Source organism: Hippea sp. KM1 (assembly GCF_000526195.1).
Classification (GTDB): Bacteria; Campylobacterota_A; Desulfurellia; order Desulfurellales; family Hippeaceae; genus Hippea.
Window position 1 is genome coordinate 255,522 of the sequence record NZ_JAFP01000001.1, and the last position, 25,068, is coordinate 280,589.

A 25,068-nucleotide genomic window follows, 5' to 3' on the forward strand; every position below is an offset into this window, starting at 1 on the left:
AATACAGTAAACAAGTAGTGAAGTTTTTGCAAAAGCAGGATATAGGAATAAGAGTTAAGGTTATAAAGGCGAGTAGTAGGGGTGATGTTTATAAATGATAGAAGGCAGTAAAATTTTATACATCTATGGAGCAAGTGGGCATGGTAAAGTTGTATGTAAAAGAGATGAAAGTGAAAAAGGGAGTAGGTTAAGGCTTTGATGAAGGAAATTAATGTTTTGATTACAAGTGCTGGAAGAAGGGTTAGTCTGGTAAGAAACTTTCAAAAATACGCTAAGGTATATACATGTGATATGAATCCAGAAATGAGTGCAGCTTGCCAGGTTAGCGACGGGTATTTTAGGGTGCCAAAAGTAAATGATAAAAATTATATTGAGATATTGTTGGATTATTGTTTGAAAAATAACATAAATATAGTAATTCCGACAATTGATCCAGAATTAATTATTTTATCAAAAGCTAAAACAGATTTTAAAAAAAACAATATACTGATAGCTATCTCATCTCTAAATATATGCGAGATGTTTTACTCAAAAAGAAAAACAGAATATTTTTTCAAAAAAATCAAACTAAAAACACCTCGGGTAATCGATAATTTGAAGGATGCTACTTATCCTTTATTTGCGAAACTTGAAAATTCTTCTTCCTCAGTAGGGGCAACAAAAGTTGAGAGCTATGAAGAGGCTATAATATTAAAGAAAAAGAACCCCTTATATGTTTTTCAGGAATATATAGAGGGGGAAGAATATACTGTTGATGTATTTGTTAATAGAGAAGGTAAGGTAATTTCTATAGTTCCAAGACTGAGAATAGAAGTAAGGTCGGGAGAAGTTAGCAAGGGAAAAACAGTAAAGGATGCTCATATTATCGGACAAATTAAAAAGCTCTTTAAACACTTAAACGGAGTATACGGGGCTATAACTGTGCAGTTGTTTAAAAAAGAGGGTGAGCTATTTTTTATAGAAATCAACCCTAGGTTTGGAGGCGGTTATCCGCTTTCATATTTGGCAGGATCGGATTTTGCGAAATACCTTATAAAAGATTATTTGGGTGAGAATTTGGAATATTCAGAGAATTGGAAAAATAACCTAATAATGCTCCGCTATGATGCAGAGGTATTAGTTGATGGTGGTGGTATTCGATCTTGATGATACTTTATACGATGAAATAAACTTCGTAAGAAGCGGTTTTGCGGAAATAGCATCTTACTTAGGGGATAGGAAATATTTCGACTTTTTGTGGGAAGATTTTATGAAGAAAGGTAGTGGAAAGAATATAGATAATTTACTTTCTGTCTTTAAAATAAAAGAAAAAAAAGAAAAACTGATAGAAATATATAGATTTCATACACCAAATATAGAGCTTAATAATGATGCGAGAGCGGTATTGCATTATTTAAAAGAAAAAAAAATATCTACTGCAATTATAACAGATGGCCACTATATAACACAAAAAAATAAGTTCACGGCTTTGGGCTTGGATAAGTTAATAGACTTTGTTGTTTTTACTGATTATTACCATACAAAAAAACCGGATTTAAGGCCATTTCATATTGTTATGTCTCATTTCTCAAAAGAAAAATATTTTTGTTATATAGCGGATAACCCACAAAAAGATTTTATAGCTCCTTTAAAGCTCGGATGGAAGGCTGTAAGATACAAAAATAAAAATGGAGTGTACAATAAAATAAAATGTGCATTGCAGATACCAGAAATTAGCAATCTGATGGATGCAGTAGAAATATTGGGTCTAAAATGAACAGTAAGATCTTTCTCTCCCCACCCCATATGTCGGGGAAAGAGCTTGATTATATAAAAGAGGTTTTTGAGAGCAATTATATTGCGCCGGTTGGTGAGTTTATAGAGAGGTTTGAACAGTCTATTTGTGATTTTACAAAGGCAAAGTATACTTGCGCCGTTGTCAATGGCACAAGCGCAATCCATCTTGCTCTGAGGATTTTGGGAATTAAGAATGGAGATAAGGTTTTAGCCTCAACATTTACATTTATAGGCTCAATTACGCCCATACTCTTTCAAAATGCTGAGCCTGTTTTTATTGACAGCGACGAGAGCTGGAATATAGACCCAGGCCTTGTTGAGGAGGCTGCAAAAAAAGAAAAACCCAAAGCTCTGATTGTTACGCACCTTTACGGTCAAATGGCAAAGATTGAGGATTTGCTGTTTTTATCAAGAAAATACGGTTTTTATTTGATAGAAGATGCCGCTGAAGCCCTTGGTGCTACATACAAGAAAAAACATGCAGGCACATTTGGCGATTTTGGCATATACAGTTTTAACGGCAATAAGATTATCACAACGAGCTCGGGTGGAATGCTTGTGAGCTCTAACGGAGAATGGATAAGACAGGCAAGATTTCTATCAACGCAGGCAAAGGAGAATTACCCGTGGTATGAGCATGAAACCTTTGGCTATAATTACAGGATGAGCAATGTCTTGGCTGCAATTGGTGTAGCTCAGATGGAGGTTTTGGAAGAAAGAGTAAAAAGAAAAAGGGAAATCTTTGATATTTACAAAAGGGAACTTGGAGATATAGCCGATTTTATGCCAGAGATTGAAAACTCAAGAGGCAACAGGTGGCTTACAACTTTAATTTTTAAAGATAAAAACCCTCTGAAGGTTTCAGAGACGCTAAAAAAACACAATATAGAATCAAGGCCTCTGTGGAAGCCTATGCACACACAGCCTGTTTTTAGAAATGCAAAGGCATACATAAACGGCGCATCTGAGGCTCTATTTAAGAAAGGCCTGTGTCTGCCAAGCGGTACGGCTTTGAAGGATGAGCAAATAATTGAAATTTGCAGGATAATAAGGAAAGGATAATGGATTTACTTAAACCAACACAGACCAAGAGATTAATCTTTTTTCTGTTAAGCGATACCGTATTTTTTGCCTTTAGTCTCTATTTTTCTCTCCTTTTGAGGTTTAACTTTGAAATACCTGCCAATTTTATAAGCAACTACTTTTACTGGCTTTTGCCTACAATACTGATAAAGATATCATTGCTTTGGATTTTTGACATCTACAAACTCAACTGGCGATTTGTCAGTATCGGTGAATTTTATAAGATTATAAAGGGTTTGTTTATAGCCTTTTTTGTGTTGTATTTGCTAAACTTAGGTGCACAAAGGTTTTATTCTGCTCTTTGCCTTCCAAAATCATCAGTTATTATAGATTTTCTCATCTCAAGCTTTCTTGTGTTGCTTCTAAGGGCTGCAAGAAGGGTCTATTTTGAGGTTATTAACCCTCCAAAAAACAGCAACGCAAAGAATACTCTAATTATAGGTGCAGGATACACCGGCGAAAAAATCATAAGGGAAATAAATATGACGCCTAAGACTAAATACAAACCCGTTGCAATTTTGGACGATGATAAGGAAAAGCATAACACTCTTATTCATAATGTAAAGGTGGTTGGGACATTAGACGATATTGAGAAAGCAGTTGATAGGTATAACATAAAAAGTGCCGTTATAGCTATTGCAACACTTCAGCACAACAAAGTAAAAGAGCTATACGATAGGCTCTCAAACTCTGGTGTAAAAGATATAAAGATCGTTCCGAGTCTTGATAAGCTGCCCAACAAGGATGTGTCTTTGAAGGATTTGAAGGATATATCCATTGAGGATTTGCTTGCAAGGGAAATGGTAATAATTGATACAACAGGAATTAGATCATTTTTGGAGAACAAGGTAATTTTGGTAAGTGGGGCTGGTGGTTCTATTGGGTCGGAGATTGTTAATCAGTTGCTTTCATATAATCCAAAAAGCGTTATAGGCTTTGAAATCGATGAGACCGAACTCCACTCTTTGATGTTGAAATTTAAGGATAAACCGTTTTTGCCTGTGGTTGGTGATATTAGAAACAAAGAGAAGCTTTTAAAGGTATTTAATATATATAAACCACAAATTGTATTCCACGCTGCAGCATACAAGCATGTGCCTATGATGGAGATGTTTCCCGAAGAGGCTATAGAGACAAACATATTGGGCACGCTTAATCTAATAGAATCGTCGCTTGAGGCAGGTGTTGAGAAATTTATAAACATATCAACCGATAAGGCGGTTAACCCCAAAAATGTAATGGGAGCGACAAAACGGATAGCCGAGATTCTCTGCCGGGCATACAACGAAAGGGGTAAAGCCAAATTCATATCGGTTAGGTTTGGCAATGTGCTTGGAAGCAGGGGTTCGGCAATCCCCTTATTTATTGAACAGATCAAAAAAGGTGGCCCAATAACAATCACACACCCAGATATGAAGCGATACTTCATGAGTATACCAGAGGCGGTTTCACTGGTTTTGCAGGCTGCATATATGGGTGAGGGCGGTGAGGTTTTTGTTTTGGATATGGGTGAGCCGATAAAGATTGTGGAGCTTGCAGAGAGGTTAATAAAACTTGAAGGACTTGAACCTTATAAGGACATAGATATTGTTTTTACGGGTGTTCGACCTGGAGAGAAGTTATTTGAAGAGCTTTTGACGGCAGAGGAGGGCGTGGATAAGACTTATCATGAGAAAATATATGTAGCCAGAATAAAATCGGATTTTTCCAATAAGCAGATAGAGGATATTGTTTCAGAAATTAAAGAGGCTCTGAGGGGAGTTGATAAGTCAGAGATAAAAAAGGTATTGAAAAAATATATTCCTTCTTATGATCAGTCTTGATTTACCTCTCAACCGTCTTTAGCCTGTCTAAATGCGCAAGGATTATTGTTGAATAAGGTTAAATTTTTTTATATATAAATTAAGAAGGATTTAAAAGTTGATAAGGAGTGGGAGATGGGGCAGATGCATACCTATAAGGTTTTGGCTCTTGTGATATACAGGGATGAGAGGAAGCTCGTTACCACAAACATAGTCAGGGCGAAGGATAAAAAAGAGGCAAAGAGGCAGATTGAGAGGAAATATAAGAAATTGCCAGAGGCCAGCGAGGTTATAATAAACGAAGAGGTCGATATAATTCAGTTGGTTTAGGAGGGTATATGGGAAGGATTTACGGATACATTCAGTATGATTCCGAAGCGGATAGGGTTGTTCAAAAGGCTGCTATAGATAAGTTTGTAAAAACAAAATACGGAGTTGATTCCGGCGAGATTGAATACTTAGAGGAGGAGGTTAAGCCCTATATCAGCTGGAAGAACAGGCAGCTTGGCAAGGAGCTTTTGCCTAAGTTAGAGGAAGGCGATGTGTTGATTGTGTCAGAATCCAAGAGATTGGGCAGCTCATCGCCTGAAATCGATGTCTTTTTGATGTATGCAACAGATAAGGGAGCAGAGGTTTACGAAGCGAAGTTGGAGACAAAAATATCTGGATATTAAAAAAGGGAGGCTTAAGCCTCCCTGAATTGTTTTAGATGATTCCACCCTCTTTGAGGATGCTGTCGATGTACTCTTTCAAGACGCCCAGGTCTTTGTAGAACAATACCTCAGGCATCGTCTCGACATTCTCTGGAACCTCTGGTTTGAAGTTCATCTTAGCGAGTATGTCTTTCTCTATATCAACACCAGGTGCAACCTCTTTGAGTCTTAAGCCGTTCTCTGTTAGCTCAAATACAGCCCTCTCTGTTACATAGAGGATCCTCTTACCGCTCTTTACAGCCTGAGGACCACTGAAGACGATCTTTACGATCTCCTGATTGAACTTCAATATATTACCGTCGCTGTTGATGATGAGCTTACCGTTGTCTGCGTCTATATCGATGCCCTTTCCTGCTGTGAAGCCACCAGCAAAGAATGTCCTTGGGGAACCAGCACTAATTACAGGGAATCCACCAGGACCGGATACCCTTACCGGGCTGTAGGATGGGTTAACATTACCCTTCGGGTCGATCTCCATGAAGCCCAAGGATGCAAAGTCGATAATACCACCCTCATAGTTTGTGAACATATCGGGCATTGGGATGATGGCGTTTGGTGAAATAGCAACACCGAAGTCCTGTCCAACTAAAGCAACACCACCAACAGGACCAGGCTCAACAGTTAGGGCCAAGAAGTCGCTGTATCCAAACTCGCCTGCCAGCCAGGATACGAAAACAGGTATTCCAATACCCAAGTTTCCAAAGAGCGGTTTCTTAAGCTGAGCAACAAGCCTCATTGTCTCTATCAAGACCCTACCGGCTGCGATTCTGTCTCTTATCTTGTCAGGTGTTGGCAAGAGGCTTTCAAGCTCTTTAGTTTTCTGTGCCTTAACCGTTCCTGCCAGTCTTGGGTCAACAACATAGCTTCCGGATACCCTGTGGTATTTGTCTGCATCTGGAGAAACAACAACATAATCTATTAATGGTGCAGGAACGACAACATCCCTTGTGGGTATTGTGTCTTTTCTTGCAACATACTTAACCTGAACGATTGTCTTTCCTGGGTTGGGCTGGGCCTTTGCAGCCTGTGCCATGTTAAGAACCGTGCCATAGAAGCCCTCTTCCTCCATGGATACATTACCGTCTGTATCTGCCGTTGTTCCCCTGATGAGCGTTACATCTGGTGTTGGAGCTGTATAGAGCAACCACTCCTCACCGTTTATCTCCATCAACTCGACCTTGCAGGTCTTCTTCTCTTTTGCTATCTCGTTGGATGCACCACCGTCGATCCTTGGGTCTAAGAATGTGCCAAGACCAACCTTTGTAATCAAGCCGGGCCTACCGCTTGCGATCTCCCTGAACCAGTAGGATGTTGTTCCGATAGCGTAGGAGTAAACCTCTATCCTGTTTTCAAGTGTCATCTTCATCAATGCTGGAGACCAGCCGATGAATGGCATCAAAACGCCTCTAATGAAGTTCTGGTTCTTATCCTCATAAAGCTCTGCAAATACCTTATCCAAGCCCCTATCTGGAACTGCTGGCAATGTGTCGGAGATGATGAACAGGTTGTTTGGATGGCCAGTTTCTTTGTACATCTCATAAAGCTCTAATATTAGATACTCTGGGGATGTGGTTAGGTTAAATCCTGAAATGGCCACCACATCGCCGTCTTTAATTACGCTCAACGCTTCCCTTGCGTCCACTACCTTATTTCTCATACACAACCTCCTAAAAAGATATTCTTACATGGCTAAAATATATAAAATTATTTCTAAAAAGTCAATCTCTAAATTAGGATTCTTTAAAAAAAGTTTATTAACTATTTTAATAAGTAAAACTTTATTTATTAAAACTGCAACTAAAAAGGCCTGTTGCAAAGCCATTTTTTCAAAAATTCTTATCTGCAAAAATGAAACCGATAGATTTTCTTAATTAACTACAGATAAAGTTCAATCTTTTTAATTTTAATGCTGCAAATTGATTTAGTGTTGCAAATATTTGAATTTAATTAACCAATATTATAAAATTAAGTAAACTAAATAGGGGGTATTTTATGTAAAAAATATTATATCTAAAGGAAAAAAGTTATAAGAAAAGCCCGAAAAATTTAGTTAATTAATTAAAAAATTTCTTGACATTTAAGATTTGCTATATTAAAATGCAACTGACAATAAGAAATTATAGAAGAAGGAGGTGAGAGGGGTGATAGCTTATCCAAAGTCCTTTAGAGAACGCTGGGAAAAGCCCTCCAAAGCCGAGCCTCAAGAGAGACCCACCTCAAGGGAGAGTCTGGAAGTCTGGAAGGCTTTGACCAGCGAGGTATGGGAATTGGCCATGTCCAATTACTATTTTGAGACCTGGATGTGGCAGTTCAAGAAGGTGCCTGCCGCCATTACCCGCTTGAACAAGCTTGTCGGCCAGCTTCATGAGAGAAAGACCGCTGAGATTATGGAGAATGAGTTAAGGATCAAGCTTGATTACATCAAAAACGCCAAGGAGATGTTGGAATTTGCAGAGAATAAGATCGAAGACACATTGAGGACACTCTGGGCAAAGAAGAGGGAGCTTGAGTAAATGTCGGGCGATTTCAGTGTATTACCGGGTCGCATTATTGGCGGTGGAGAATTCATAACATTCGAAGAGATAATAGAGAAGGTCAAGGGTTTAGGTAAGATTACAAAGACGGGAGGTTCAAGTTTTAGGCTTGTGCCGCACAATGAAAGCGGCAGAGACATCCTGGATTTTGACGATATGTATCCTACGGTTTACTTTAACAAGGATTACTCAGTCGATTTTTACATTACCGGTTTAAAGTATGAAAAGGTTGTGGAATTTATAGAGAAGCTCTCCGATGTTTTGGGTGTGCCGATTGAGTATGCGGATCTGGGTAATGAAGAACCGGATCCGGAGGAGGAACTCAAAAAATTAGAAAAATTTTTAGAAGAATTTGGAGGGGGCTATGGCAGAGGAAAAAAGCAAGATAATGTCAGTTCAGGAAATCGTTAAGAGGTTCATCAAACCCAAGAGGGCCTGGTGCGTTGGCGGATTTGGATACACAAGAACAAATGTCTCCATCCCAAGGGAGGTTATCAGGCAGAACATTCCTGATCTCTATGTTCAGACAAACGCAGGTGCTACACCTATCATGATGATGGGTGGTGCAGGTCAGCTTGCCTGGGTTGAGATGACATACTTAGGCCTTGAGACGATTCAGCCTGTTTCCTATGAGGTCAGAAAGGGGCTTGAAGATGGTCAGATCGAGGCCGTTATGGATCACACCAATTACTCCTGGGCTTTGAGGACTATCGCAGGAAAATACGGTATGCAGTTCGTCTCTGGAATGACAGAGCTTGGTTCTGATCTTTTGGAGTATGACACCTTTGAGGAGGCAGGTCTGAGGGGTAAGGACGATAACGGTTTGTGGATCCATCCGGATATTCCTCCAAAGAGACACGCAATCATTCAGGATCCATTTGATGCATGGGGTTTGAGGCCTCACCAGTATGACCCCAACAATAAATACTCCCCCGGCGACGAGCCTGACAGCACAATGAATAAGACCGCCGCCGAGGAAGACGGAATATACTACGAAGCACTGCGCAAGAGGGTCAATAAGTATACACAACAGAAGGGCCCAATTGCAATACTTTATCCTCCCGCCATTCCATATGTAACCACCACACATGTCCAGAGGGTTGGAGAGAAAGGAACAGCAAGGATTGAGGGATTGCTCGTTCCCGATGTTGAGCAGTCCATCTCTGCAAAGTATCTGGTGGTTTCTGCTGAGAAGATCGTTCCTGAGGAAGAGTTGAGACTAAGACCTTCTGAGAACCACATACCATTTACACATGTTGATGCTATCCTTGAGGCTCCATGGGGATGCTATCCAACCGGTTCAACATATTACTATGACTATGACTGGATGTGGTGGATGTTCTATATCAAAGCCAATAGGGCTGCAGGCACAAACGACGGTAAGAAGGCATTGGCCGAATACTGGCACAACATAGTCGGTAAGGATGAGTGGGACTTCTTGCAGAATAAGGTCGGAACGGATTACTTCAAGTTTGGAAACATCGAGGCCAAATACGAGTGCCCAAGCGGTGCAACCGGTTTTGCAAGGCTGTATGAGTTAAGGGCAGATGCAAAATACGGTTATAAACCAGATCTTTACAGACCTATTGGAAAGTAAATAAGGGAGGTAAAAATGGCTGTAAAAGTTCCTGTTAAAATACCAACGGTTGACGAAGTTATAGAATTGGTCAAGGGGTTTTCTTCAGGCATTAGCGATGCAGAATACGAGGCATATTGCAAGGAATACGACCTGCCTCCGGATGAGTTTACGACAATAGAGCTTTTGGCAATAGCCGGCTCCACGATGATTCCATACGGAGCCTCCATGTTTGTCGGAACGGGTCTGCCCGTTCTTACGATGGCTGAGGCTCAGCATACAGTAAACCCCGCTGCTATCACCGTTATGGAGGCTGGAATGCTCGATCCGAAATTTGAGCATGTTCCAATCTCCGTTGCAGACATCAGGGGAACATACATGTCCTCAACAGCCCTCTCTATGGCTGATGCCTTTGGAACATACGAGCAGAGGGGTTATGTTACAGGCGGTGTTTTAGGCGGTGCGGAGTATGACGAGTATGGAAATATCAACTCCACGGCCATCTGGGATAAGGAAAAGGTCGGAAGGGATGGTTATTGGCCTTCCATTATAAAGAAGGGTGAAAGAAGCCAGGCTGAAAGGCTTGATGATGTTAAGTTAGGTCCACCCGTTAGGTTTACGGGTTCTGGTGGTGCTAACCCGATCGGTCAGCAGTCAGACTTTACATTGGCCATCATGGTTCAGGAGAAGAGAAGATTCCCACCGCATGTGTGCTATCTGACAACGATGGCAGCAGCGAGGGGTCCTGAGGGTGAGACGAGATGGGATTACGGTGCACCAAGGGGCGGTAAGGGAATTATGGCCTCCGATGTGTGCGTCATGGAGAACTATCCTGAGGATGGAACATACGATATGAGGTTAAGGAGTGTCCATCCAGGCGTTAGCTTGAAGGATGTTATAGACAACACAGGTTGGGAGTTGAAGGATAGAAGCGGCAAGGTCTTAAAGCCGACCGACGATATACCAGAGACACCAACACCATCCATTGAGCAGCTTAAGGTTTTGAGGATGATCGTTGATCCGACGAGGATCTATCTCAGCAGGAAGACCTTAAGAGAGATAGAGTATGAGAAAGAGCACGGCAAGCCCTGGAGGGTTAAGATTAAGACCTGATAAAGGAGTGATGGGGGAGGGGTTGCCCTCCCTTTTATGATTTTTAGGAGGGAGCGTATGAGGTGTAAATTTTGTGGAAGAGAGATGAGGAGGGTCGTAACCCCGTTTAGGAGGCCTGTAAAGGGAGAGATGATAACGGTTAAGGATATAGAGGTTTACAGATGCCCAGAATGCGGGGCTGTATTTGTTCCAAAGGAGACGGTCAAGCATATAGGCAGAAAGACCGGTGAGAAGTTGCTCAAGGTTGCAAAGGAAAGAGGCAGGATAAGGGATGAGAAGGAGCATTTAAGGGAGATGAGGGAGAAGACAGCGAAGGATATTGAGGATGCCATAAGAAGGGGTGAGATTAAAAAGAGGGAAGATGCCCCTATGAAGGTGTTTACCTAAAACATACCCTTAAACTGTTTTAATGAATCCTTAAGCGAAGTTAATTGGTTTCTTATAGTGTCTATCTCATTCATCGGTAATGAGAGTGTGAAAGCGTCTTCTTTTTCGAAAAGACCACCCATTATTTCCCCCCATCCGTTTATTATGGCCGAATGGCCGGCCAGCTCCCATTTTCCGCTTATTCCAACACCGTTTGATGTTAGGAGGAAAAACTGATTCTCTATAGCCCTTGCCTGTGTCAATGTTTGCCAGTGGTTTAGCCTGCTTTTGGGCCAGATAGCCGGATGAAGGTGGATGTAAGCACCGTTAAAGGCCGATTTTCTGAAAAACTCCGGGAATCTCAACTCATAACATATGCTAACACCTATCGTTATACCGTCTAAGTTGAATGTGTTTTTCTGCTTAAAGCTTCCACTTGTGAAGTATTTGTCTTCCCCGGTTAGGCCAAACAACATGGTCTTTTTGTATTCAAAGATCACCTGGCCGTCTTTTATCGCATAGAATATGTTGTAAACCTTATCGTCGTTGGGGTTGTCTACTATGTATGTTCCGCATATGCAGGTGTTAGCAGATAGCTTTTTGACCTCTTCTATTATCTCTGGCGTTGTTTTTGATAGCTCCTTTAGCTTTTTGAAAGCAAAGCCCGTTGTCCATACCTCGGGCAAGAGGATTAGCTCTGCCTTTTGCTGTTTTGCCTTTTTTATAAGCGACAGGCCCCTGTCTGTATTGGATTTGACATTGCCCGCTTCTACCATCATCTGAATTATACCAACCCTCATTTTCTCACCCCACATTTATATAGTTCAACCTCTCCTTCCATTTGAATCTTAGCATACCCAAAAGCCCCTCGTTTAGGGGGTAATGCTTTTCAAGCAACATCTCTATGTCGTTTTTGACGGCCTGTATAAGCTTTGTATCTGTCAGTATGTTTGTGTATTTTAGGTCTCTGCCGTGCTGCCTTGTTCCCAATATTTCACCTGATCCCCTCAGTTGAAAGTCCAGCTGGGCAAGCTCAAACCCATCGTTTGTCTTCAACAGGGCCTCTATGCGTTTCTTTGCCGTATCGCTTAGGTTGTTATCTGTTATCAGGATGGCATAGGCATCAAGAGAGCTTCTGCCGACCCTGCCCCTTAATTGATGGAGTTGTGCAAGACCGAACCTCTCTGCATTTTCTATGATTATGACCGTGGCAAGGGGTGAGTCTATACCCACCTCTATGACAGTTGTGCTAACCAGGCAGTCTATTTTTCCTTGTCTGAATTCCTTTATGATTGCATCCTTTCTGTCGGGTTTTATTTTTCCGTGCAATAGCTCAACCCTGAAATCCCTAAAGATGCCATCTCTTAGTTCTTCATATAGCCTTATGGCCGCTTTGTAATCCTCAAAGTGTTCGGATTCATCGATCAGCGGGACAATTACATAGACCTGGTGTTTTTTGTTTAGCTCATCAAGGGCTATCCTGTATGCCTCATCCCTTCTGTCTTTATAAAAGTGGAGGGTTTTTAGGTTTCCCCTGTTTTTGGGTTTTTCTTTGATCGTTGATAGGCTTGTTTTTGAGTATAAGACCATAGAGAGGCTTCTTGGTATCGGTGTTGCGCTCATTAGAAGCACATGGGGGAATTTGCCTTTTGATGATAGGCTCTTCCTCTGCTCAACGCCAAACCTGTGCTGCTCATCTATGACAATAAAGCCCAAATTCTTAAACTCCACCTGCTCCTCTATTAATGCGTGTGTTCCGATGATGCAGTCTATCTGGCCGTCTTTTATTTCCTTGTATATAGCCTCTTTCTGTTTTGTTGAGCTTATAAGCAGCGATGTTTTTATATTGAAGTGTTTAAAGAGATTTTCTGCCTGCAAAAAGAACTGAACCGCTAAGGGCTGGGTGGGCGCCATGATGGCCACCTGATAGTTGGCCTTTAGTGCGGCGAGTGCACATATCAGGGCAACAACGGTTTTGCCGCAACCCACATCGCCCTGCAGAAGCCTCAGCATGGGTCTTGAGCGGGCCATGTCTTTGAGTATCTCATCTATAGCCTGGATCTGGCCGTTTGTTAGCTCAAAGGGCAGGTGTTTTTTAACCTCATCCAAGAAGCCTGCCTCTGTTTCTATTGATGGTGCTGTCTTTTGGGCTAAGTGTTTCTCCTGCAGTTTCAGGCCCAAAAGCAGAAAGAACATCTCCTCGTATTTCTGTCTCTTTTGAATCTGCTCATTTACTCCATCTGACTTTAAATGCTCGAAGAACTCATCCAATAATGGCAGGCTGTTTTTGGATATGACGGAATAGGGCAGATAATCAAAGGGTCTTTTTGGCAGCATTAGCATGGCTTTCTCTTTGGCCTTTTCTATAGTGGAGTTCTTTAGCCCCATGCTCGGGTATATAATTTTCTTCTGTGGCTTGAATTCTTCCAATTTTGTTAGCTTTGGGTGGTTGAGTTGTAATAAAAATCCATCCCTGTTTGCCTTGCCCAAACAGACCACCTCATCGCCAAGTTTTATTGAGGATAGCATCCTTTTTATATACGGCGTTAGCCTGAACCAGTTGCACCTTATGTGAATTCCTTTTGCATTCAGCACAATACTTAAGACCCTCAAGCCCCTATTTTTTGATAGAACAGTGCCATTTATTGCGCAATATTCGCCGTTTTTTACGGATTTTGGGTCTTTTAATGAATAGTCCTCAACCCGCAGGGGCTCAAGGCTCAATATATCCATTACGGTTGTTATACCTCTGCGGGTTAGTTTTTCTTGTGCGGATTTGGATAGCTTTAGCTTTGAGATGTCATTTACAAGGGCATCTGCGGTTTTTTTGAACTTTAAGAGGCTGTTTTCCTTTTTTATTATGCGTTTTGCAGTCTCAAAGTCCTTATTAAAAAGAGCCTTGAATAACTCGCTTTCTAACCTATCGAGTGTTTTTAGAAGGGTCTGCCTTTCCATTACTCATAAAATACGGCAAAATCCTCCACTTTATCGCGTGGCATTCTAACCTTGTTTATAGGGGCACTGGGATCGGGATAGCCAAGCGATATGCCATACACTATCATCTTGTTTTGTGGAATACCTAAAACCTCTCTGATGATGTCTGGATACATGGCTATTGATGTTTTAGGACAGCTTGCAAGACCAAACTCCAAAGCGGCAAGCATTATGCTTTGTGCAAACATGCCCAAATCCAAAAATACCGCCTCGCCTATTCCCCTTTCTGTCATAACTATTAACTCAACGGGTGCATCGAAAAACTTAAAATTCTGCAGGATATGCTCAAGGAGCTTGTCTTTGTCCTTCTTTGGGTCGATCTTTTTTGCGTCAAATACAATGGCGTTGCATGTGTTGAATCTCTCTTTGAGTTTTTCCGGGAGTTGTTTGGTGTAATGCTCATAGTCGTATTTGCGCGGCTCTCTATTTTTTACAGCCTCCATTAGCCTTTCTGCAAGCTCCTGCTTCTTTTTACCCATCACAACGGCAACCTCCCAGGGCTGTATATTATGCCCTGAGGGTGAAAACCGTGCTATGTCCAAAATCTTATAAACGGTTTCTTTGCCTACGGGTTTGTCTAAATAGGCCCTTGTTGAGAATCGCCACTTAATAGCCTCACTAACATTCATAGCCTACCTCCTTTTAGGTATTTGTTTAGGAGTTTATCCATCCTGATTTTAACATCTTCGCTCATTTGTATATCGTCAGGCCATTCCCTTGCAAAGCCCTCGCTCTTCCACTTCTTTGTTGCATCTATACCCATCTTTGAGCCAAAAAACGGCAAATCCGATGCATGCTCCAACACATCCAACGGCCCTTTTGTGAATATGATGTCCCTTTTGGGGTCTATGTTGTTGCCCAGGCGCCAGATCACCTCCGATATATCCTGAACATCCACATGTTTATCGAAGATTACAATTATCTTGGTTAGGCTCATCATGCCCAATCCCCACAGGGCGTTTATGACCTTGAAGGCGTGTCCTGGGAACTGTTTGTCGATGGAGACGAATGCAAAGTTGTGAAATATACCCTCAACGGGCAGGTTTATATCGACAATCTCCGGCAGTATCTTCTTAATTATCGGCAGGAATAACCTTTCTGTGGCTTTGCCCAAAAAGCAATCCTCCATGGGGGGTTTGCCCACGATGGTTGCAGGGTATATGGGGTTTTTTCTCATTGTTATCCGTTCTATGTGGAATACGGGATAGTAATCGGCTAAGGAGTAATACCCTGTGTGGTCGCCAAATGGACCTTCTATATGCAAAGGCTCATTGGGATCGACATAACCCTCAAGTATGATTTCTGCCTCTGCAGGCACCAGTATATCCGAAAGCGTGGCCCTGGTTAGCTTTACCGGCTTCCTTCGCAAGAAACCTGCAAACAGCATCTCGTCTATATCCTCAGGCAGCGGCGCTGTTGCTGTGTATATGGTTATGGGGTCTGCACCTATTGCAACACAGACCGGCATCTTCTGGTTTTTCTCTTTATACCACCTATAGTGGTGGGCTCCGTCTTTGTGTATGTGCCAGTGCATGCCCGTTGTGTTTTTGTCGAACACCTGCATCCTGTACATGCCGCAGTTTTGCTTGCCCGTCTTGGGGTTTTTTGTAAACACAAGCGGCAGTGTGATAAAACGCCCACCATCCAGCGGCCATGTCTTTAGTATGGGCAGCTTGGTTAGGTCTGGCTTGTCTATGATTACCTCTTGCGATGGGGCTTTGGATACGATTTGTGGTATAAACTTGCTGAACTCCTTAAGCTTTACTATGTTTCTTAGCTTATCCCAGAAATTGTAAGGCACCTCAGCGTTTACAAGCTCCTCAACCCTCTTGCCAAGCTCATCCAAGCTTTCAACATTTAAGGCAAACTCGGTTCTTTCTTTTGTGCCAAACAGGTTCATGGCAACCGGTATTTTGCTGCCTTTGGGGTTTTCAAACAGAACCGCTGGCCCCCCACTTTTTATAAGCCTGTCGGCTATGTATCCCATCTCATAGATTGGGTCGACCTCATCCTTTATAACCAACAGCTCTTTTCTTTTTTTGAGCGCCTCTATGTAGTTGCCCAAGCTTTCAAAAACCATCGCCCTCTCCTAAAGGATTGTTTTTATCTGTTTTATATCCTGTTTTATCTGGCTTATCAGATCGGCTATTCTTTTAAACCTTCTCTCAGGCCTTATAAAATCTATAAATTCGATTGTTATTTTCTTGTGGTATAGATCACCATCAAAGTCGAATACAAAGGCCTCTATGTGTTTTTGCTTGCCCTTGAATGTGGGGTTAACGCCCACATTGACGGCTGCTGGGTATTTCTTTGAGTCTATATAAACATAGGCAGCATATACGCCGTTTGTTAGGAGTATCTCGTTGGTGGGATAGATGTTTGCCGTAGGAAAACCCAGGGATGAGCCGCGCCTTTCCCCCTCCCTCACAATGCCGGATATGGTGTAATTTCTGCCCAAGAACTCGTTGGCCAGCCTGATCTGACCCGTCCTTAAAAACTCCCTTATCTTTGTTGAACTTACGATCATGCCGTCTATCTTAAACGGCGGTATTACGATAAGCTCAAAGCCCAAGCTATTGGATAGCTCCCTCAATGTCTTTGTTGTTCCACTGGCCTTCTTGCCAAATGTATAGTCGTGTCCCACACATATCGCCCTTGCATGCATTCTATCTATGAGTATGTCTTTTACAAAGTTATACGGCTCCATCTGGGCAAACACTTCAGTAAAATGGGCGCAGACGATTATGTCTATACCAAAGCTCTCTATGATTTTGGCCTTTTCCTTGAATCTCTGAATCAAAAACGGCTCATCTATGTGCTCTATAACCTTTTTAGGATGGGGGTGGAATGTGAATACCGCTGGTGTTAGGTTGAGTTTTTTGCCCAACTTGACCGTTTCGTTTATGAGCGCCTGATGCCCATTGTGTATGCCGTCAAAGTTGCCCAATGCCATGGCCGTTGCCTCTATATCACACTCTGCGTATATATCCCTTATAACCCTCATACATTAAACCTGAAATAGACTACATCCCCGTCTTCCATGATGTAATCCTTGCCCTCAAGCCTCATTAATCCCTTTTCTTTGGCCTGTTTTTCGCCACCTGCGGCTATGTAGTCTTCGTATTTTATCACCTCAGCCCTGATGAAGCCCCTTTCTATGTCTGAGTGTATGACACCTGCAGCCTGCTTGGCCGTTGTGCCTTTCTTTATAGTCCAGCCCCTGACCTCTTTTTCGCCAGCGGTGAAGAATGTGATAAGGCCAAGCATTTTATAGCCCACCTTTGCAAGCCTATCAAGCCCCGACTCCTTTAGGCCCAGCATCTCCATGAATTCCACCCTTTCCTGATCAGACAGCCTGGATAACTCCTCTTCAACCTTGCTTGATAGAACGATCACGGGTGCGTTTTCCTTGTTTGCTATCTGTTTGACAACCTCTGAGTATTCATTGCCGTTTAGGCTATCCTCCGATACATTGGCCACATATATCACAGGCTTTGCGCTTAAAAGCCTCAACTCCTTTATAAGCTCTTTTTCCTCCTCATTCAGGCTCTCACCCCTTAGGGGTTTTCCACTCTCAAGAAGTCCTTTGAATCTATTTAATATCTCAAGCTCGGCTTTGGCCTTTTTATCACCGCTTTTTGCTATCTTAAGCGTCTTGTTCTCCCTGTTTTCTATGGTTTGTAAATCGGCAAGCATCAGTTCCGTATCGATGATCTCTATATCCCTTTTGGGGTCAACCTCACCGACCGAATGCACGATGTCCTCATCCTCAAAACACCTGACCACATGAACGATAACCTGCACATCCCTTATGTGCGATAAGAATTTATTGCCCAATCCTGCACCCTCGCTTGCACCCTTCACAAGGCCTGCTATATCGACAAACTCAACAACGGCCGGCGTTATCTTTTTGGGCTTTACCAGTTCTGCAAGCTTGTATAGCCTTTCGTCTTTGACCTCGGCTATACCCACATTGGGCTCGATTGTGCAGAACGGGAAGTTGGAGCTTTCTGCATTACCCCTGCTTAGGGCGTTGAATGTTGTTGATTTGCCGACATTGGGAAGGCCCACTATTCCGCATTTAAATCCCATTTTTACCTCACATTCCGCTTTCTTTTAGTTTCCTTGCCTGCTCATCAACGATTAATGCCTCTATCAGCTCGTCAAGCTCCCCCTCCATGATGCTGTCTAATTTATAAAGCGTCAGGTTTATCCTGTGGTCTGTGACCCTGCCCTGGGGGAAGTTGTATGTCCTTATGCGTTCGGATCTATCGCCTGAACCTATCTGGCTTTTCCTCTCTTTGGCCCTCTCTTCTTCCTTTTTGCGCCTGTAGAAGTCATAGAGCCTCGATTTTAATATCTTTAGCGCCTTTTCCTTGTTTTTAAGCTGTGATTTCTCATCCTGGCAGCTTACCACCATGCCCGTGGGCAGGTGTGTTATCCTTACGGCCGAGTCGGTCGTGTTTACATGCTGACCACCGTGTCCGCTGGCCCTGAATACATCTATCCTCAAATCCTCCGGCTTTATCTCGACATCGACATTCTCCGCCTCGGGTAATACGGCGACGGTGGCAGCCGATGTATGGATTCTGCCCTGGGATTCGGTTATAGGTATCCTCTGAACCCTGTGTGTGCCGCTTTCGTGCTTGAACAGATGATAGGCGCCCTTGCCCTTTATTTCGGCTATTATCTCCTTTATGCCGCCGGTATCGGATAGGCTTTTGCTCAACACCTCTACCTTGAAGCCCTTGTTCTCTGCATATCGTGAATACATCCTGAATAGGTCTGCTGCAAATAAGGCGGCCTCTTCACCACCCGTTCCTGCCCTTATCTCCAATATTACATCTTTATCGTCGGCCTCATCCTTTGGCAGAAGCAGAAGCTTTATCTGTTTTTCAAGTTGTGGGAGTTTCTCCTTTAGCTGCTTTAGCTCCTCCTTTGCCAGCTCCTTTAACTCTTCATCTTCAAGGAGTTCCTCGTTTTCCTCTATCTGCTTGAGTATCTCGTGATACTCCTTTGATTTTTCCACGATAGGCGTTAGCCTTTTTAGCTCAGCGCTTAGGTTTTTATACCTCTCTATGTCGTTTACAACATCGGGATCGGAAAGGGAGGCCTCTATCTGGGCGTATTTGCTTTCTATCTCTTTGAGCTTTTCCTTAAGCATTGTCTCCTCCGACTCTATAGTTGTTTATTCTTTTATCATCCATCGCTTTGACATCTATGATAAACTCCCTTGAACCCTTAAAGATGAGATTTTGGGCCTTTTTGGAGTATCTCTTCAGGATAGCCGCCGCCGTCACAATTGTGTCTATGTGGGGTTCTTTTAAAAATACACCCACAGCGCAGGGGTTGTTTAGACACCTTATCTGGGGCAGGTCAGAAAAGTTTTCAATTAATATTTTTGTCTCGCTTGCGTTTCGTGATACGACAAACTTAAAGCCGTCAATCCTAAAATGCCTGCCTATTTTTAGAAGCTCTATGGCTGTTGGGTTGTTTAACTCCTCTTTTCTTTTGAATATCTCCTTCAGCCTTGCGCTGAACTGTGCATCTGTTAATAGGCACCCTCCGGCCGGGCTTTCAAAATCCTCAATGCCGAAGGTCTTGGCAAGTTCAAATTGTGCCTTTCTCGTTCTGCCCTGTATGCAGTATAGACTTTCTCTGTTTACTATTCCCTCTTTTTCCATGATGGTTTGCGGGAGGCATTTTGCAGAAAGCGGCCTTAAGACCAGATCGATTAGACCCGCATGCTTTTCTATCGTTCGAAGGACGGTATAGGACCTCTGGCTCATGGGTCTTTGACCCAATACCTCACCCGTTACAATGAAGCTTGCTCCGATTTTATCGGCAAATTCCTTGGCCTTTTTATAGAAGAATACCTTGCAATCTATACACGGGTTCAGGTTTTTGCCGTATCCAAAGCGGGGATTTAGAAGCATCTCTATGTATGCCTTGTTGTCTTCTGCTATGGTGAGCCTTAAGCCGAATCGGTTTAGTTGTTCTTTTAGCTTTTCTGTGTCTTTGTTATAGAAGGGTGTCTTGACAAACAAGGGGTATACCTCTAAGTTTAGCGATCTTGCTATCAATATAGCAAGCAGACTGTCAAGCCCACCGGAGTATAGTCCAACACACCTCTTGTTTAGCTTTTCCATATGGCCATTTGATTTTTATGCTATGATTCGCCCATTAGATAGATTGCGGGCAGTTCCCTGTATTTTTCGTTGTAATCCATGCCGAAGCCGATAATGAAGCCCTTGTCTAAATCAAACAGGTAATAATCCGGCTCTATCTCTTCCTCTCGCCTCTCGTGCTTGTTTACGGCCACGCATATCTCACAGGCTGTCGCTCCCTTGGATAGCATGTAATTCTTTACCTCTTTTATCGTTCTGCCTGTGTCTAATATATCGTCCACGATTATGCAGTGTTTGCCCTTTAAATCAACAGAGGGCTTCTTGATCCATTCTATCTTGCCGGTTGATTTGTCGCCAGAATAGCTTTTTACCCGTATGCTGTCCTTTATCGGCTGTATCTTCATCTTTTGCGTTAGCTTTTCAAAAAACGGCTTGCCGCCCTTTTCTATATACAGCATAACTGTTTTGTCCTGTTTATCCTTTAGCTTTTCGTCCAATAACCTTGCTAATTTCTCTATCCTCTCTTCTATCTCTTCCTCTGCAAATAACAACCTCACCTTAGCTCTCCACTATATCGATTTTTGCCCCGCATTTAGGGCATTTACCGTCTTTTATGGTATAGGATAAAATCTCATAACCGTATCTTGCAATCAAAAGCTCACCGCAGCTTGGGCAGTATGTGTGCTCACCCTCATCACCCGGCATGTTGCCTGTATAGACATATTTTAAGCCCATCGATAGGCCGATCTGCCTGAAGTTCTTTATGACCTCAACCGGTGTCGGCATAACATCGCTGAACTTGTAAGCCGGATAGAACCTGCTTATATGCCAGGGGATTGACGGGTCTATGTTGTATATGTGTTCGGCTATCTGCATCGCCTCGGCCGGGTCATCGTTTGCCGTGGGTATGACAAGCGTGGTGACCTCAACCCATATGCCCTTTGACTTCATATACTCTATGCTGTCAAGAACGGGCTTTAGCCTTGCACCACCGCATATCTGCATGTAAAAGGCATCGTTAAACGCCTTAAGGTCAACATTGGCCGCATCTATTAAGCCATCCATCAAATCTATTGCTTCCTTTGTCATGTATCCGTTTGTTATGAAGATGTTTTTTAGCCCCTTATCTTTGGCTATCCTTGCTGTATCTATGGCGTATTCAAAGAAGATCGTTGGCTCGGTGTATGTGTATGCTATGGATTTGCAGCCTGCGTTTATTGCATCCTCCACAACCCTCTCAGGCGGATAATCCTCGCCGACAATAGCGCCGTTGTGCTCTTTGGGGTATTGGCTTATATCTGCATTCTGGCAGTGTAGGCAGTTAAAATTGCACCCGACGGTTGCTATTGAGAAGGATTTGCTCGATGGCAGGAAGTGGAACAGGGGTTTTTTCTCTATAGGATCGATAGCCTTTGCTATGGTTTTGGAATAAACCATCGAATAGAGCGTTCCGCCCTCGTTCTTTCTCACGCCACAGATGCCTATCTTGCCGTCTGCCAACTTACACCTGAATGAACAGAGGTTGCATTGAACCTTATTATCCTCAAGCCTTGAGTAAAGGTAAGCCTCTTTCATCGCCTTCTCCTAAGACAACAGAATAGTGGATAGCGGCAATACGAAGAATGTATAGATGAAATCGAAAATGCCAAGAAACAGAAGCGCTATAACTATATACATGCCATAGGGTTCCAATCTTGAAAAGCTATAAGCCCATTTGGGCGGCAGAAGCGATGCCAATATTCTGCCACCATCAAGGGGCAGGATGGGTATGAGATTGAAAAAGGCAAAGATCAAGTTTAGCTGAACGCCGTATAGGCATGTTAGCACAACCGGCTGGGTTATGAAACCATTGGGCAGAAACAGCGCTATTCTGTATATAACGGCAAAGGCTATGGCAAGCAGGATGTTCGTTATAGGCCCTGCTGCTGCAACGATTGCCGAATCCCTCTTGGGGTTTCTGAGGTTAAAGAAGTTGACAGGCACGGGCTTTGCCCATCCAAATAGTATGGGCGAGTGGGCTATTATCAGAACGGCCGGCAGGATAATCGTTCCCAGAGGGTCTATGTGTGCTATCGGGTTTAGCGTAAGCCTGCCTGCGAATTTGGCTGTGTTATCGCCTAACTTGTATGCCACATACCCGTGGCTTACCTCATGGAATACCACCGCAACCAGAAACGGTATGACCATCAAAAAGATATTGGGATCTATCAACCTTCTCCCCCTTTCTTTGCTAAGAAAAAGAATGCCCTATGAGAGCAAAAAAGTCAAGCTTAAAGCCTTGAAAAATCAATAATTTCTTGACACAACTTGATAATTGGTGTATATCTTGCGCAGAGTTTGGGGAGTGTCTGCTTGGGAGGCTCTTTTATAAAAAGTGAAAAATAAAAAATTTTATAGAAAGGAGTAGGAAGATGGCCACAGGAAAACCTACAATCGTATGGACGAAGACTGACGAGGCTCCCTATTTGGCATCATTTTCGTTGTTGCCTATAGTAAAGGGCTTCGTTAAGCATGCAGATGTTGATGTGGAGGTAAGGGATATCTCCTTAGCGGGAAGGATCTTAGCCACATTCCCTGAGTATTTGAAGGAAGACCAGAGGATCAACGACGATCTGGCCTATTTGGGCGAGTTGGTCAACAAACCAGAAGCCAACATCATAAAGCTTCCAAACATCTCTGCCTCTGTTGTTCAGCTTAAAGAGGCGATTAAAGAGCTTCAGGAGAAGGGATACAATGTTCCTGACTATCCTGAGGAGCCAAAGGACGAAAAAGAGAAGGAGATAAAAGAGAGATACGCAAAGGTTTTGGGTAGCGCCGTTAACCCCGTTTTGAGGCAGGGCAACTCAGACAGAAGGCTTCCAACCTCCGTTAAGGAGTTTGCAAAGAAATATCCAGACTCAATGGGTTTGCCGCTGAAACCGTGGCCAGAGGATTCAAAGAGCCATGTTGCCCATATGGATGGCGGTGATTTCTATGAGCATGAAAAGTCCTTCACAGCCGAGAAGGAGATGGATATTGAGATCCAGTTTGTTGATGAGAGCGGCAACGCCCAGACAATGAAGAAGCTCCACCTGCTGAAGGGTGAGGTTTTCGATGGAACATTCATGAGCGTTAGAAGGCTCAGGGAGTTCTTCGATCAGCAGATAAAGGATGCCAAAGAGAAGGGCGTTCTTTTGTCGTTGCACCTGAAGGCCACAATGATGAAGGTATCCGATCCTATAATGTTCGGTCATGCCGTTGAGATATACTTCAAGGATGTATTTGAGAAACACAAGGAGACATTTGAAGAGCTCGGCGTTAACCCAAGAAACGGTTTGACAGACATTTATGATAGAATCCAGAAACTTCCAGAGGATAAAAGGAAAGAGATTGAAGAGGATATACAGAAGGTCTATGAGAGCAATCCTGACCTTGCAATGGTTGACTCAAGGAAGGGCATAACAAACCTCCATGCTCCAAACCTCATCATTATCGATGCCTCCATGCCGCCTATGATAAGGGATGGCGGTAAGATGTGGAACAAGAACGATGAGCTTCAGGATACAAAGGCCATAATCCCGGATAGGTCCTATGCAACGATGTATAAGGAGATCGTTGAGGACTGCAAGAGGAATGGCCAGTTTGATAGAACAACAATGGGCGATGTCTCCAATGTCGGTTTGATGGCCATGAAGGCTGAGGAGTACGGCTCACACGATAAGACATTCGAGGCCCCGACTAATGGTAAGTTCAGGGTTGTTGATGAGAACGGCAATGTTCTCATGGAGCATGAGGTTGAGAAGGGCGACATCTGGAGGGGTTGCCAGGCTAAGGATGAGGCCATCAGAGACTGGGTTGGTTTGGCTGTAAGAAGGGCAAGGGCAACCGGTTATCCTGCTATATTCTGGCTTGATGAGAATAGGGCTCACGATGCCCAGCTTATAAAGAAGGTTAAGGAGTATCTGAAAGAGCATGATACCGATGGCCTTGACATAAGGATTATGCCGCCTAAAGAGGCCATGAGGTTCTCTTTGGAGAAGGTCAGAAAGGGCGAGAATGTAATATCCGTTACGGGTAATGTTTTGAGGGATTACCTAACAGACCTCTTCCCGATCTTAGAGGTTGGAACATCGGCAAAGATGCTCTCCATCGTTCCGCTGCTTGCAGGTGGTGGCCTGTTTGAGACCGGTGCTGGTGGTTCTGCTCCAAAACACGCCCAGCAGCTCATTGAAGAGGGACACCTAAGATGGGATTCTTTAGGTGAGTTTGGCGCCATTTTTGCCTCACTTGAGCATATAGCCGAAAGGTATAACAACAAGAAGGCCAAGGTGATGTCCGATGCTGCCGATAAGGCCATGACAAAGATCTTGGAGAATCAGAAATGGCCTGGCAGGAAGGTTCATCAGTTAGATACAAGGGGCAACCACTTCTATTTTGCTATGTATTGGGCTGAGGCTTTGGCTGAGCAGAACGAGGATGAGGAGCTTAAGAAGATCTTCGAGCCAATAGCCAAGGAGATGAAGGAGAACGAGGAGAAGATTATAAACGACTTCGATGCCGCTCAGGGTAAGCCTTGCCAGATCGACGGCTATTACTGGCCGGATGAGGATAAGGTTGACAAGATAATGAGGTGTAGCGAGACGCTCAACTCCATCATTGCAAAACTGTAAAAAATGGATGGGGGGCTTAAGCCCCCTAATTCTTTTAAAGAAGGAGAGGTTGTATGGCTGAAAAACGCATGCCGGTTGAGATTAATGAAAAGTTGTGCAAGGGTTGCGGTTTGTGTGTTAATGTTTGTCCAAAGAATGTTTTGGAGATGGTTGAAGATCTCCATGTCTGGATGGGAACCATTGCAAAGGTTGCAAGGCCTGAGGATTGCATCAGGTGTAAGATGTGCGAGGATATCTGTCCAGACTTTGCCATCACTGTTGCCGACATTGGCGTGGAGCTTGAGTTTACAGATAGTAAGGGAAATACGGTTACAAAAAGTAAGTAGGAGGAATC

At 43.2% G+C, this 25,068-nt stretch carries 25 protein-coding genes; 13 read left to right on the forward strand and 12 right to left on the reverse strand.

The window, feature by feature from the left end; all coding sequences use genetic code 11:
• The first annotated feature begins 198 nt into the window (after positions 1 to 198).
• The 6 genes from D891_RS0101340 to D891_RS0101365 all read left to right on the forward strand — a co-directional run bounded on the left by D891_RS0101340 (position 199) and on the right by D891_RS0101365 (position 5,335).
• Positions 199 to 1,146 carry an ATP-grasp domain-containing protein gene (locus D891_RS0101340; RefSeq protein ID WP_025209247.1) on the forward strand — a complete coding sequence of 316 codons (948 nt, stop codon included), beginning with the start codon at positions 199 to 201 and terminating at the stop codon, positions 1,144 to 1,146.
• Entirely contained in the window at positions 1,124 to 1,756 is a 633-nt protein-coding gene (locus D891_RS0101345; protein ID WP_025209248.1) for an HAD family hydrolase, read from the forward strand. The genes D891_RS0101340 and D891_RS0101345 overlap by 23 nt, the downstream gene beginning before the upstream one ends.
• Entirely contained in the window at positions 1,753 to 2,838 is a 1,086-nt protein-coding gene (locus tag D891_RS0101350) for a DegT/DnrJ/EryC1/StrS family aminotransferase (RefSeq protein ID WP_025209249.1), read from the forward strand. Before D891_RS0101345 ends, D891_RS0101350 begins: the two co-directional genes overlap by 4 nt.
• Complete coding sequence (locus tag D891_RS0101355) at positions 2,838 to 4,682, forward strand: polysaccharide biosynthesis protein (protein ID WP_029951885.1); 1,845 nt, start codon at positions 2,838 to 2,840, stop codon at positions 4,680 to 4,682. Before D891_RS0101350 ends, D891_RS0101355 begins: the two co-directional genes overlap by 1 nt.
• 114 nt (positions 4,683 to 4,796) lie before the next feature.
• A complete protein-coding gene (locus D891_RS0101360; protein ID WP_025209251.1) occupies positions 4,797 to 4,991 on the forward strand; it encodes a hypothetical protein in 195 nt (64 codons plus the stop codon).
• 8 nt (positions 4,992 to 4,999) lie between these two features.
• Positions 5,000 to 5,335, forward strand: coding sequence for a hypothetical protein (locus tag D891_RS0101365; RefSeq protein ID WP_025209252.1), 336 nt, complete (start codon positions 5,000 to 5,002; stop codon positions 5,333 to 5,335).
• Between the two features lie 31 nt (positions 5,336 to 5,366).
• Here the strand turns inward: D891_RS0101365 and D891_RS0101370 are convergent, their stop codons facing one another.
• Positions 5,367 to 7,031, reverse strand: a complete 1,665-nt coding sequence (locus tag D891_RS0101370) for an acyl CoA:acetate/3-ketoacid CoA transferase (protein ID WP_025209253.1) — start codon at positions 7,029 to 7,031, stop codon at positions 5,367 to 5,369.
• A gap of 484 nt (positions 7,032 to 7,515) precedes the next feature.
• On the opposite strand from D891_RS0101370, the gene D891_RS0101375 reads away from it, so the two are divergent.
• Genes D891_RS0101375 through D891_RS0101395 form a run of 5 tightly spaced genes read left to right on the forward strand, consistent with a single transcriptional unit; the run spans position 7,516 to position 10,984 of the window.
• Positions 7,516 to 7,887: a hypothetical protein gene (locus tag D891_RS0101375; RefSeq protein WP_025209254.1), complete on the forward strand. Its 372-nt coding sequence runs from the start codon at positions 7,516 to 7,518 to the stop codon at positions 7,885 to 7,887.
• A complete protein-coding gene (locus D891_RS0101380; RefSeq protein ID WP_025209255.1) occupies positions 7,888 to 8,319 on the forward strand; it encodes a hypothetical protein in 432 nt (143 codons plus the stop codon).
• Positions 8,273 to 9,505 carry a CoA-transferase gene (locus D891_RS09370; RefSeq protein ID WP_025209256.1) on the forward strand — a complete coding sequence of 411 codons (1,233 nt, stop codon included), beginning with the start codon at positions 8,273 to 8,275 and terminating at the stop codon, positions 9,503 to 9,505. The genes D891_RS0101380 and D891_RS09370 overlap by 47 nt, the downstream gene beginning before the upstream one ends.
• Before the next feature lie 15 nt (positions 9,506 to 9,520).
• On the forward strand, positions 9,521 to 10,597 hold the full coding sequence (locus tag D891_RS0101390; protein WP_025209257.1) for a CoA-transferase subunit beta: 1,077 nt from the start codon (positions 9,521 to 9,523) through the stop codon (positions 10,595 to 10,597).
• A 57-nt stretch (positions 10,598 to 10,654) separates the two neighbouring features.
• On the forward strand, positions 10,655 to 10,984 hold the full coding sequence (locus tag D891_RS0101395) for a YgiT-type zinc finger protein (RefSeq protein ID WP_025209258.1): 330 nt from the start codon (positions 10,655 to 10,657) through the stop codon (positions 10,982 to 10,984).
• On the opposite strand, the gene D891_RS0101400 is transcribed toward D891_RS0101395, so the two are convergent.
• From D891_RS0101400 to D891_RS0101450, 11 genes are read right to left on the reverse strand one after another with little or no spacing between them, the layout of a single operon-like run.
• Entirely contained in the window at positions 10,981 to 11,763 is a 783-nt protein-coding gene (locus tag D891_RS0101400) for a nitrilase-related carbon-nitrogen hydrolase (RefSeq protein WP_029951887.1), read from the reverse strand. The genes D891_RS0101395 and D891_RS0101400 overlap by 4 nt on opposite strands.
• Positions 11,764 to 11,767: 4 nt before the next feature.
• On the reverse strand, positions 11,768 to 13,918 hold the full coding sequence (locus D891_RS0101405) for an ATP-dependent DNA helicase RecG (protein ID WP_025209260.1): 2,151 nt from the start codon (positions 13,916 to 13,918) through the stop codon (positions 11,768 to 11,770).
• Positions 13,918 to 14,586 (reverse strand): nitroreductase, encoded by a 669-nt coding sequence (locus D891_RS0101410; protein ID WP_025209261.1) that lies wholly within the window; start codon positions 14,584 to 14,586, stop codon positions 13,918 to 13,920. Before D891_RS0101410 ends, D891_RS0101405 begins: the two co-directional genes overlap by 1 nt.
• On the reverse strand, positions 14,583 to 16,037 hold the full coding sequence (locus D891_RS0101415; protein WP_025209262.1) for a menaquinone biosynthesis decarboxylase: 1,455 nt from the start codon (positions 16,035 to 16,037) through the stop codon (positions 14,583 to 14,585). The genes D891_RS0101410 and D891_RS0101415 overlap by 4 nt, the downstream gene beginning before the upstream one ends.
• A gap of 9 nt (positions 16,038 to 16,046) precedes the next feature.
• Positions 16,047 to 16,961 carry a bifunctional riboflavin kinase/FAD synthetase gene (locus D891_RS0101420; protein ID WP_025209263.1) on the reverse strand — a complete coding sequence of 305 codons (915 nt, stop codon included), beginning with the start codon at positions 16,959 to 16,961 and terminating at the stop codon, positions 16,047 to 16,049.
• Positions 16,958 to 18,049 (reverse strand): redox-regulated ATPase YchF, encoded by a 1,092-nt coding sequence (gene ychF, locus D891_RS0101425; RefSeq protein WP_025209264.1) that lies wholly within the window; start codon positions 18,047 to 18,049, stop codon positions 16,958 to 16,960. Before ychF ends, D891_RS0101420 begins: the two co-directional genes overlap by 4 nt.
• A gap of 7 nt (positions 18,050 to 18,056) precedes the next feature.
• Positions 18,057 to 19,121: a peptide chain release factor 1 gene (gene prfA / locus D891_RS0101430; protein WP_025209265.1), complete on the reverse strand. Its 1,065-nt coding sequence runs from the start codon at positions 19,119 to 19,121 to the stop codon at positions 18,057 to 18,059.
• A complete protein-coding gene (locus D891_RS0101435; RefSeq protein ID WP_025209266.1) occupies positions 19,114 to 20,106 on the reverse strand; it encodes a hypothetical protein in 993 nt (330 codons plus the stop codon). Before D891_RS0101435 ends, prfA begins: the two co-directional genes overlap by 8 nt.
• Before the next feature lie 20 nt (positions 20,107 to 20,126).
• Positions 20,127 to 20,642 carry a phosphoribosyltransferase gene (locus tag D891_RS0101440; RefSeq protein ID WP_025209267.1) on the reverse strand — a complete coding sequence of 172 codons (516 nt, stop codon included), beginning with the start codon at positions 20,640 to 20,642 and terminating at the stop codon, positions 20,127 to 20,129.
• 1 nt (position 20,643) lies between these two features.
• Positions 20,644 to 21,660, reverse strand: coding sequence for an AmmeMemoRadiSam system radical SAM enzyme (amrS, locus tag D891_RS0101445; protein ID WP_025209268.1), 1,017 nt, complete (start codon positions 21,658 to 21,660; stop codon positions 20,644 to 20,646).
• 9 nt (positions 21,661 to 21,669) lie between these two features.
• Positions 21,670 to 22,296, reverse strand: coding sequence for a site-2 protease family protein (locus D891_RS0101450; protein WP_025209269.1), 627 nt, complete (start codon positions 22,294 to 22,296; stop codon positions 21,670 to 21,672).
• Positions 22,297 to 22,496: 200 nt separating this feature from the next.
• Here D891_RS0101450 and D891_RS0101455 point away from each other — a divergent pair, with 200 nt between their 5' ends.
• Positions 22,497 to 24,734 carry an NADP-dependent isocitrate dehydrogenase gene (locus tag D891_RS0101455; protein ID WP_025209270.1) on the forward strand — a complete coding sequence of 746 codons (2,238 nt, stop codon included), beginning with the start codon at positions 22,497 to 22,499 and terminating at the stop codon, positions 24,732 to 24,734.
• A gap of 53 nt (positions 24,735 to 24,787) precedes the next feature.
• Positions 24,788 to 25,060, forward strand: coding sequence for a 4Fe-4S binding protein (locus D891_RS0101460; RefSeq protein ID WP_025209271.1), 273 nt, complete (start codon positions 24,788 to 24,790; stop codon positions 25,058 to 25,060).
• Positions 25,061 to 25,068 lie beyond the last annotated feature (8 nt).

Bases quoted from the DNA above. Each gene is read 5' to 3' on its own strand.
- D891_RS0101340 (WP_025209247.1), top strand. From the start codon at position 199: ATGAAGGAAATTAATGTTTTGATTACAAGTGCTGGAAGAAGGGTTAGT.
- D891_RS0101345 (WP_025209248.1), top strand. From the start codon at position 1,124: ATGGTGGTGGTATTCGATCTTGATGATACTTTATACGATGAAATAAAC.
- D891_RS0101350 (WP_025209249.1), top strand. From the start codon at position 1,753: ATGAACAGTAAGATCTTTCTCTCCCCACCCCATATGTCGGGGAAAGAG.
- D891_RS0101355 (WP_029951885.1), top strand. From the start codon at position 2,838: ATGGATTTACTTAAACCAACACAGACCAAGAGATTAATCTTTTTTCTG.
- D891_RS0101360 (WP_025209251.1), top strand. From the start codon at position 4,797: ATGGGGCAGATGCATACCTATAAGGTTTTGGCTCTTGTGATATACAGG.
- D891_RS0101365 (WP_025209252.1), top strand. From the start codon at position 5,000: ATGGGAAGGATTTACGGATACATTCAGTATGATTCCGAAGCGGATAGG.
- D891_RS0101370 (WP_025209253.1), bottom strand. From the start codon at position 7,031: ATGAGAAATAAGGTAGTGGACGCAAGGGAAGCGTTGAGCGTAATTAAA.
- D891_RS0101380 (WP_025209255.1), top strand. From the start codon at position 7,888: ATGTCGGGCGATTTCAGTGTATTACCGGGTCGCATTATTGGCGGTGGA.
- D891_RS09370 (WP_025209256.1), top strand. From the start codon at position 8,273: ATGGCAGAGGAAAAAAGCAAGATAATGTCAGTTCAGGAAATCGTTAAG.
- D891_RS0101390 (WP_025209257.1), top strand. From the start codon at position 9,521: ATGGCTGTAAAAGTTCCTGTTAAAATACCAACGGTTGACGAAGTTATA.
- D891_RS0101395 (WP_025209258.1), top strand. From the start codon at position 10,655: ATGAGGTGTAAATTTTGTGGAAGAGAGATGAGGAGGGTCGTAACCCCG.
- D891_RS0101400 (WP_029951887.1), bottom strand. From the start codon at position 11,763: ATGAGGGTTGGTATAATTCAGATGATGGTAGAAGCGGGCAATGTCAAA.
- D891_RS0101405 (WP_025209260.1), bottom strand. From the start codon at position 13,918: ATGGAAAGGCAGACCCTTCTAAAAACACTCGATAGGTTAGAAAGCGAG.
- D891_RS0101410 (WP_025209261.1), bottom strand. From the start codon at position 14,586: ATGAATGTTAGTGAGGCTATTAAGTGGCGATTCTCAACAAGGGCCTAT.
- D891_RS0101415 (WP_025209262.1), bottom strand. From the start codon at position 16,037: ATGGTTTTTGAAAGCTTGGGCAACTACATAGAGGCGCTCAAAAAAAGA.
- D891_RS0101420 (WP_025209263.1), bottom strand. From the start codon at position 16,961: ATGAGGGTTATAAGGGATATATACGCAGAGTGTGATATAGAGGCAACG.
- ychF (WP_025209264.1), bottom strand. From the start codon at position 18,049: ATGGGATTTAAATGCGGAATAGTGGGCCTTCCCAATGTCGGCAAATCA.
- prfA (WP_025209265.1), bottom strand. From the start codon at position 19,121: ATGCTTAAGGAAAAGCTCAAAGAGATAGAAAGCAAATACGCCCAGATA.
- D891_RS0101435 (WP_025209266.1), bottom strand. From the start codon at position 20,106: ATGGAAAAGCTAAACAAGAGGTGTGTTGGACTATACTCCGGTGGGCTT.
- amrS (WP_025209268.1), bottom strand. From the start codon at position 21,660: ATGAAAGAGGCTTACCTTTACTCAAGGCTTGAGGATAATAAGGTTCAA.
- D891_RS0101455 (WP_025209270.1), top strand. From the start codon at position 22,497: ATGGCCACAGGAAAACCTACAATCGTATGGACGAAGACTGACGAGGCT.
- D891_RS0101460 (WP_025209271.1), top strand. From the start codon at position 24,788: ATGGCTGAAAAACGCATGCCGGTTGAGATTAATGAAAAGTTGTGCAAG.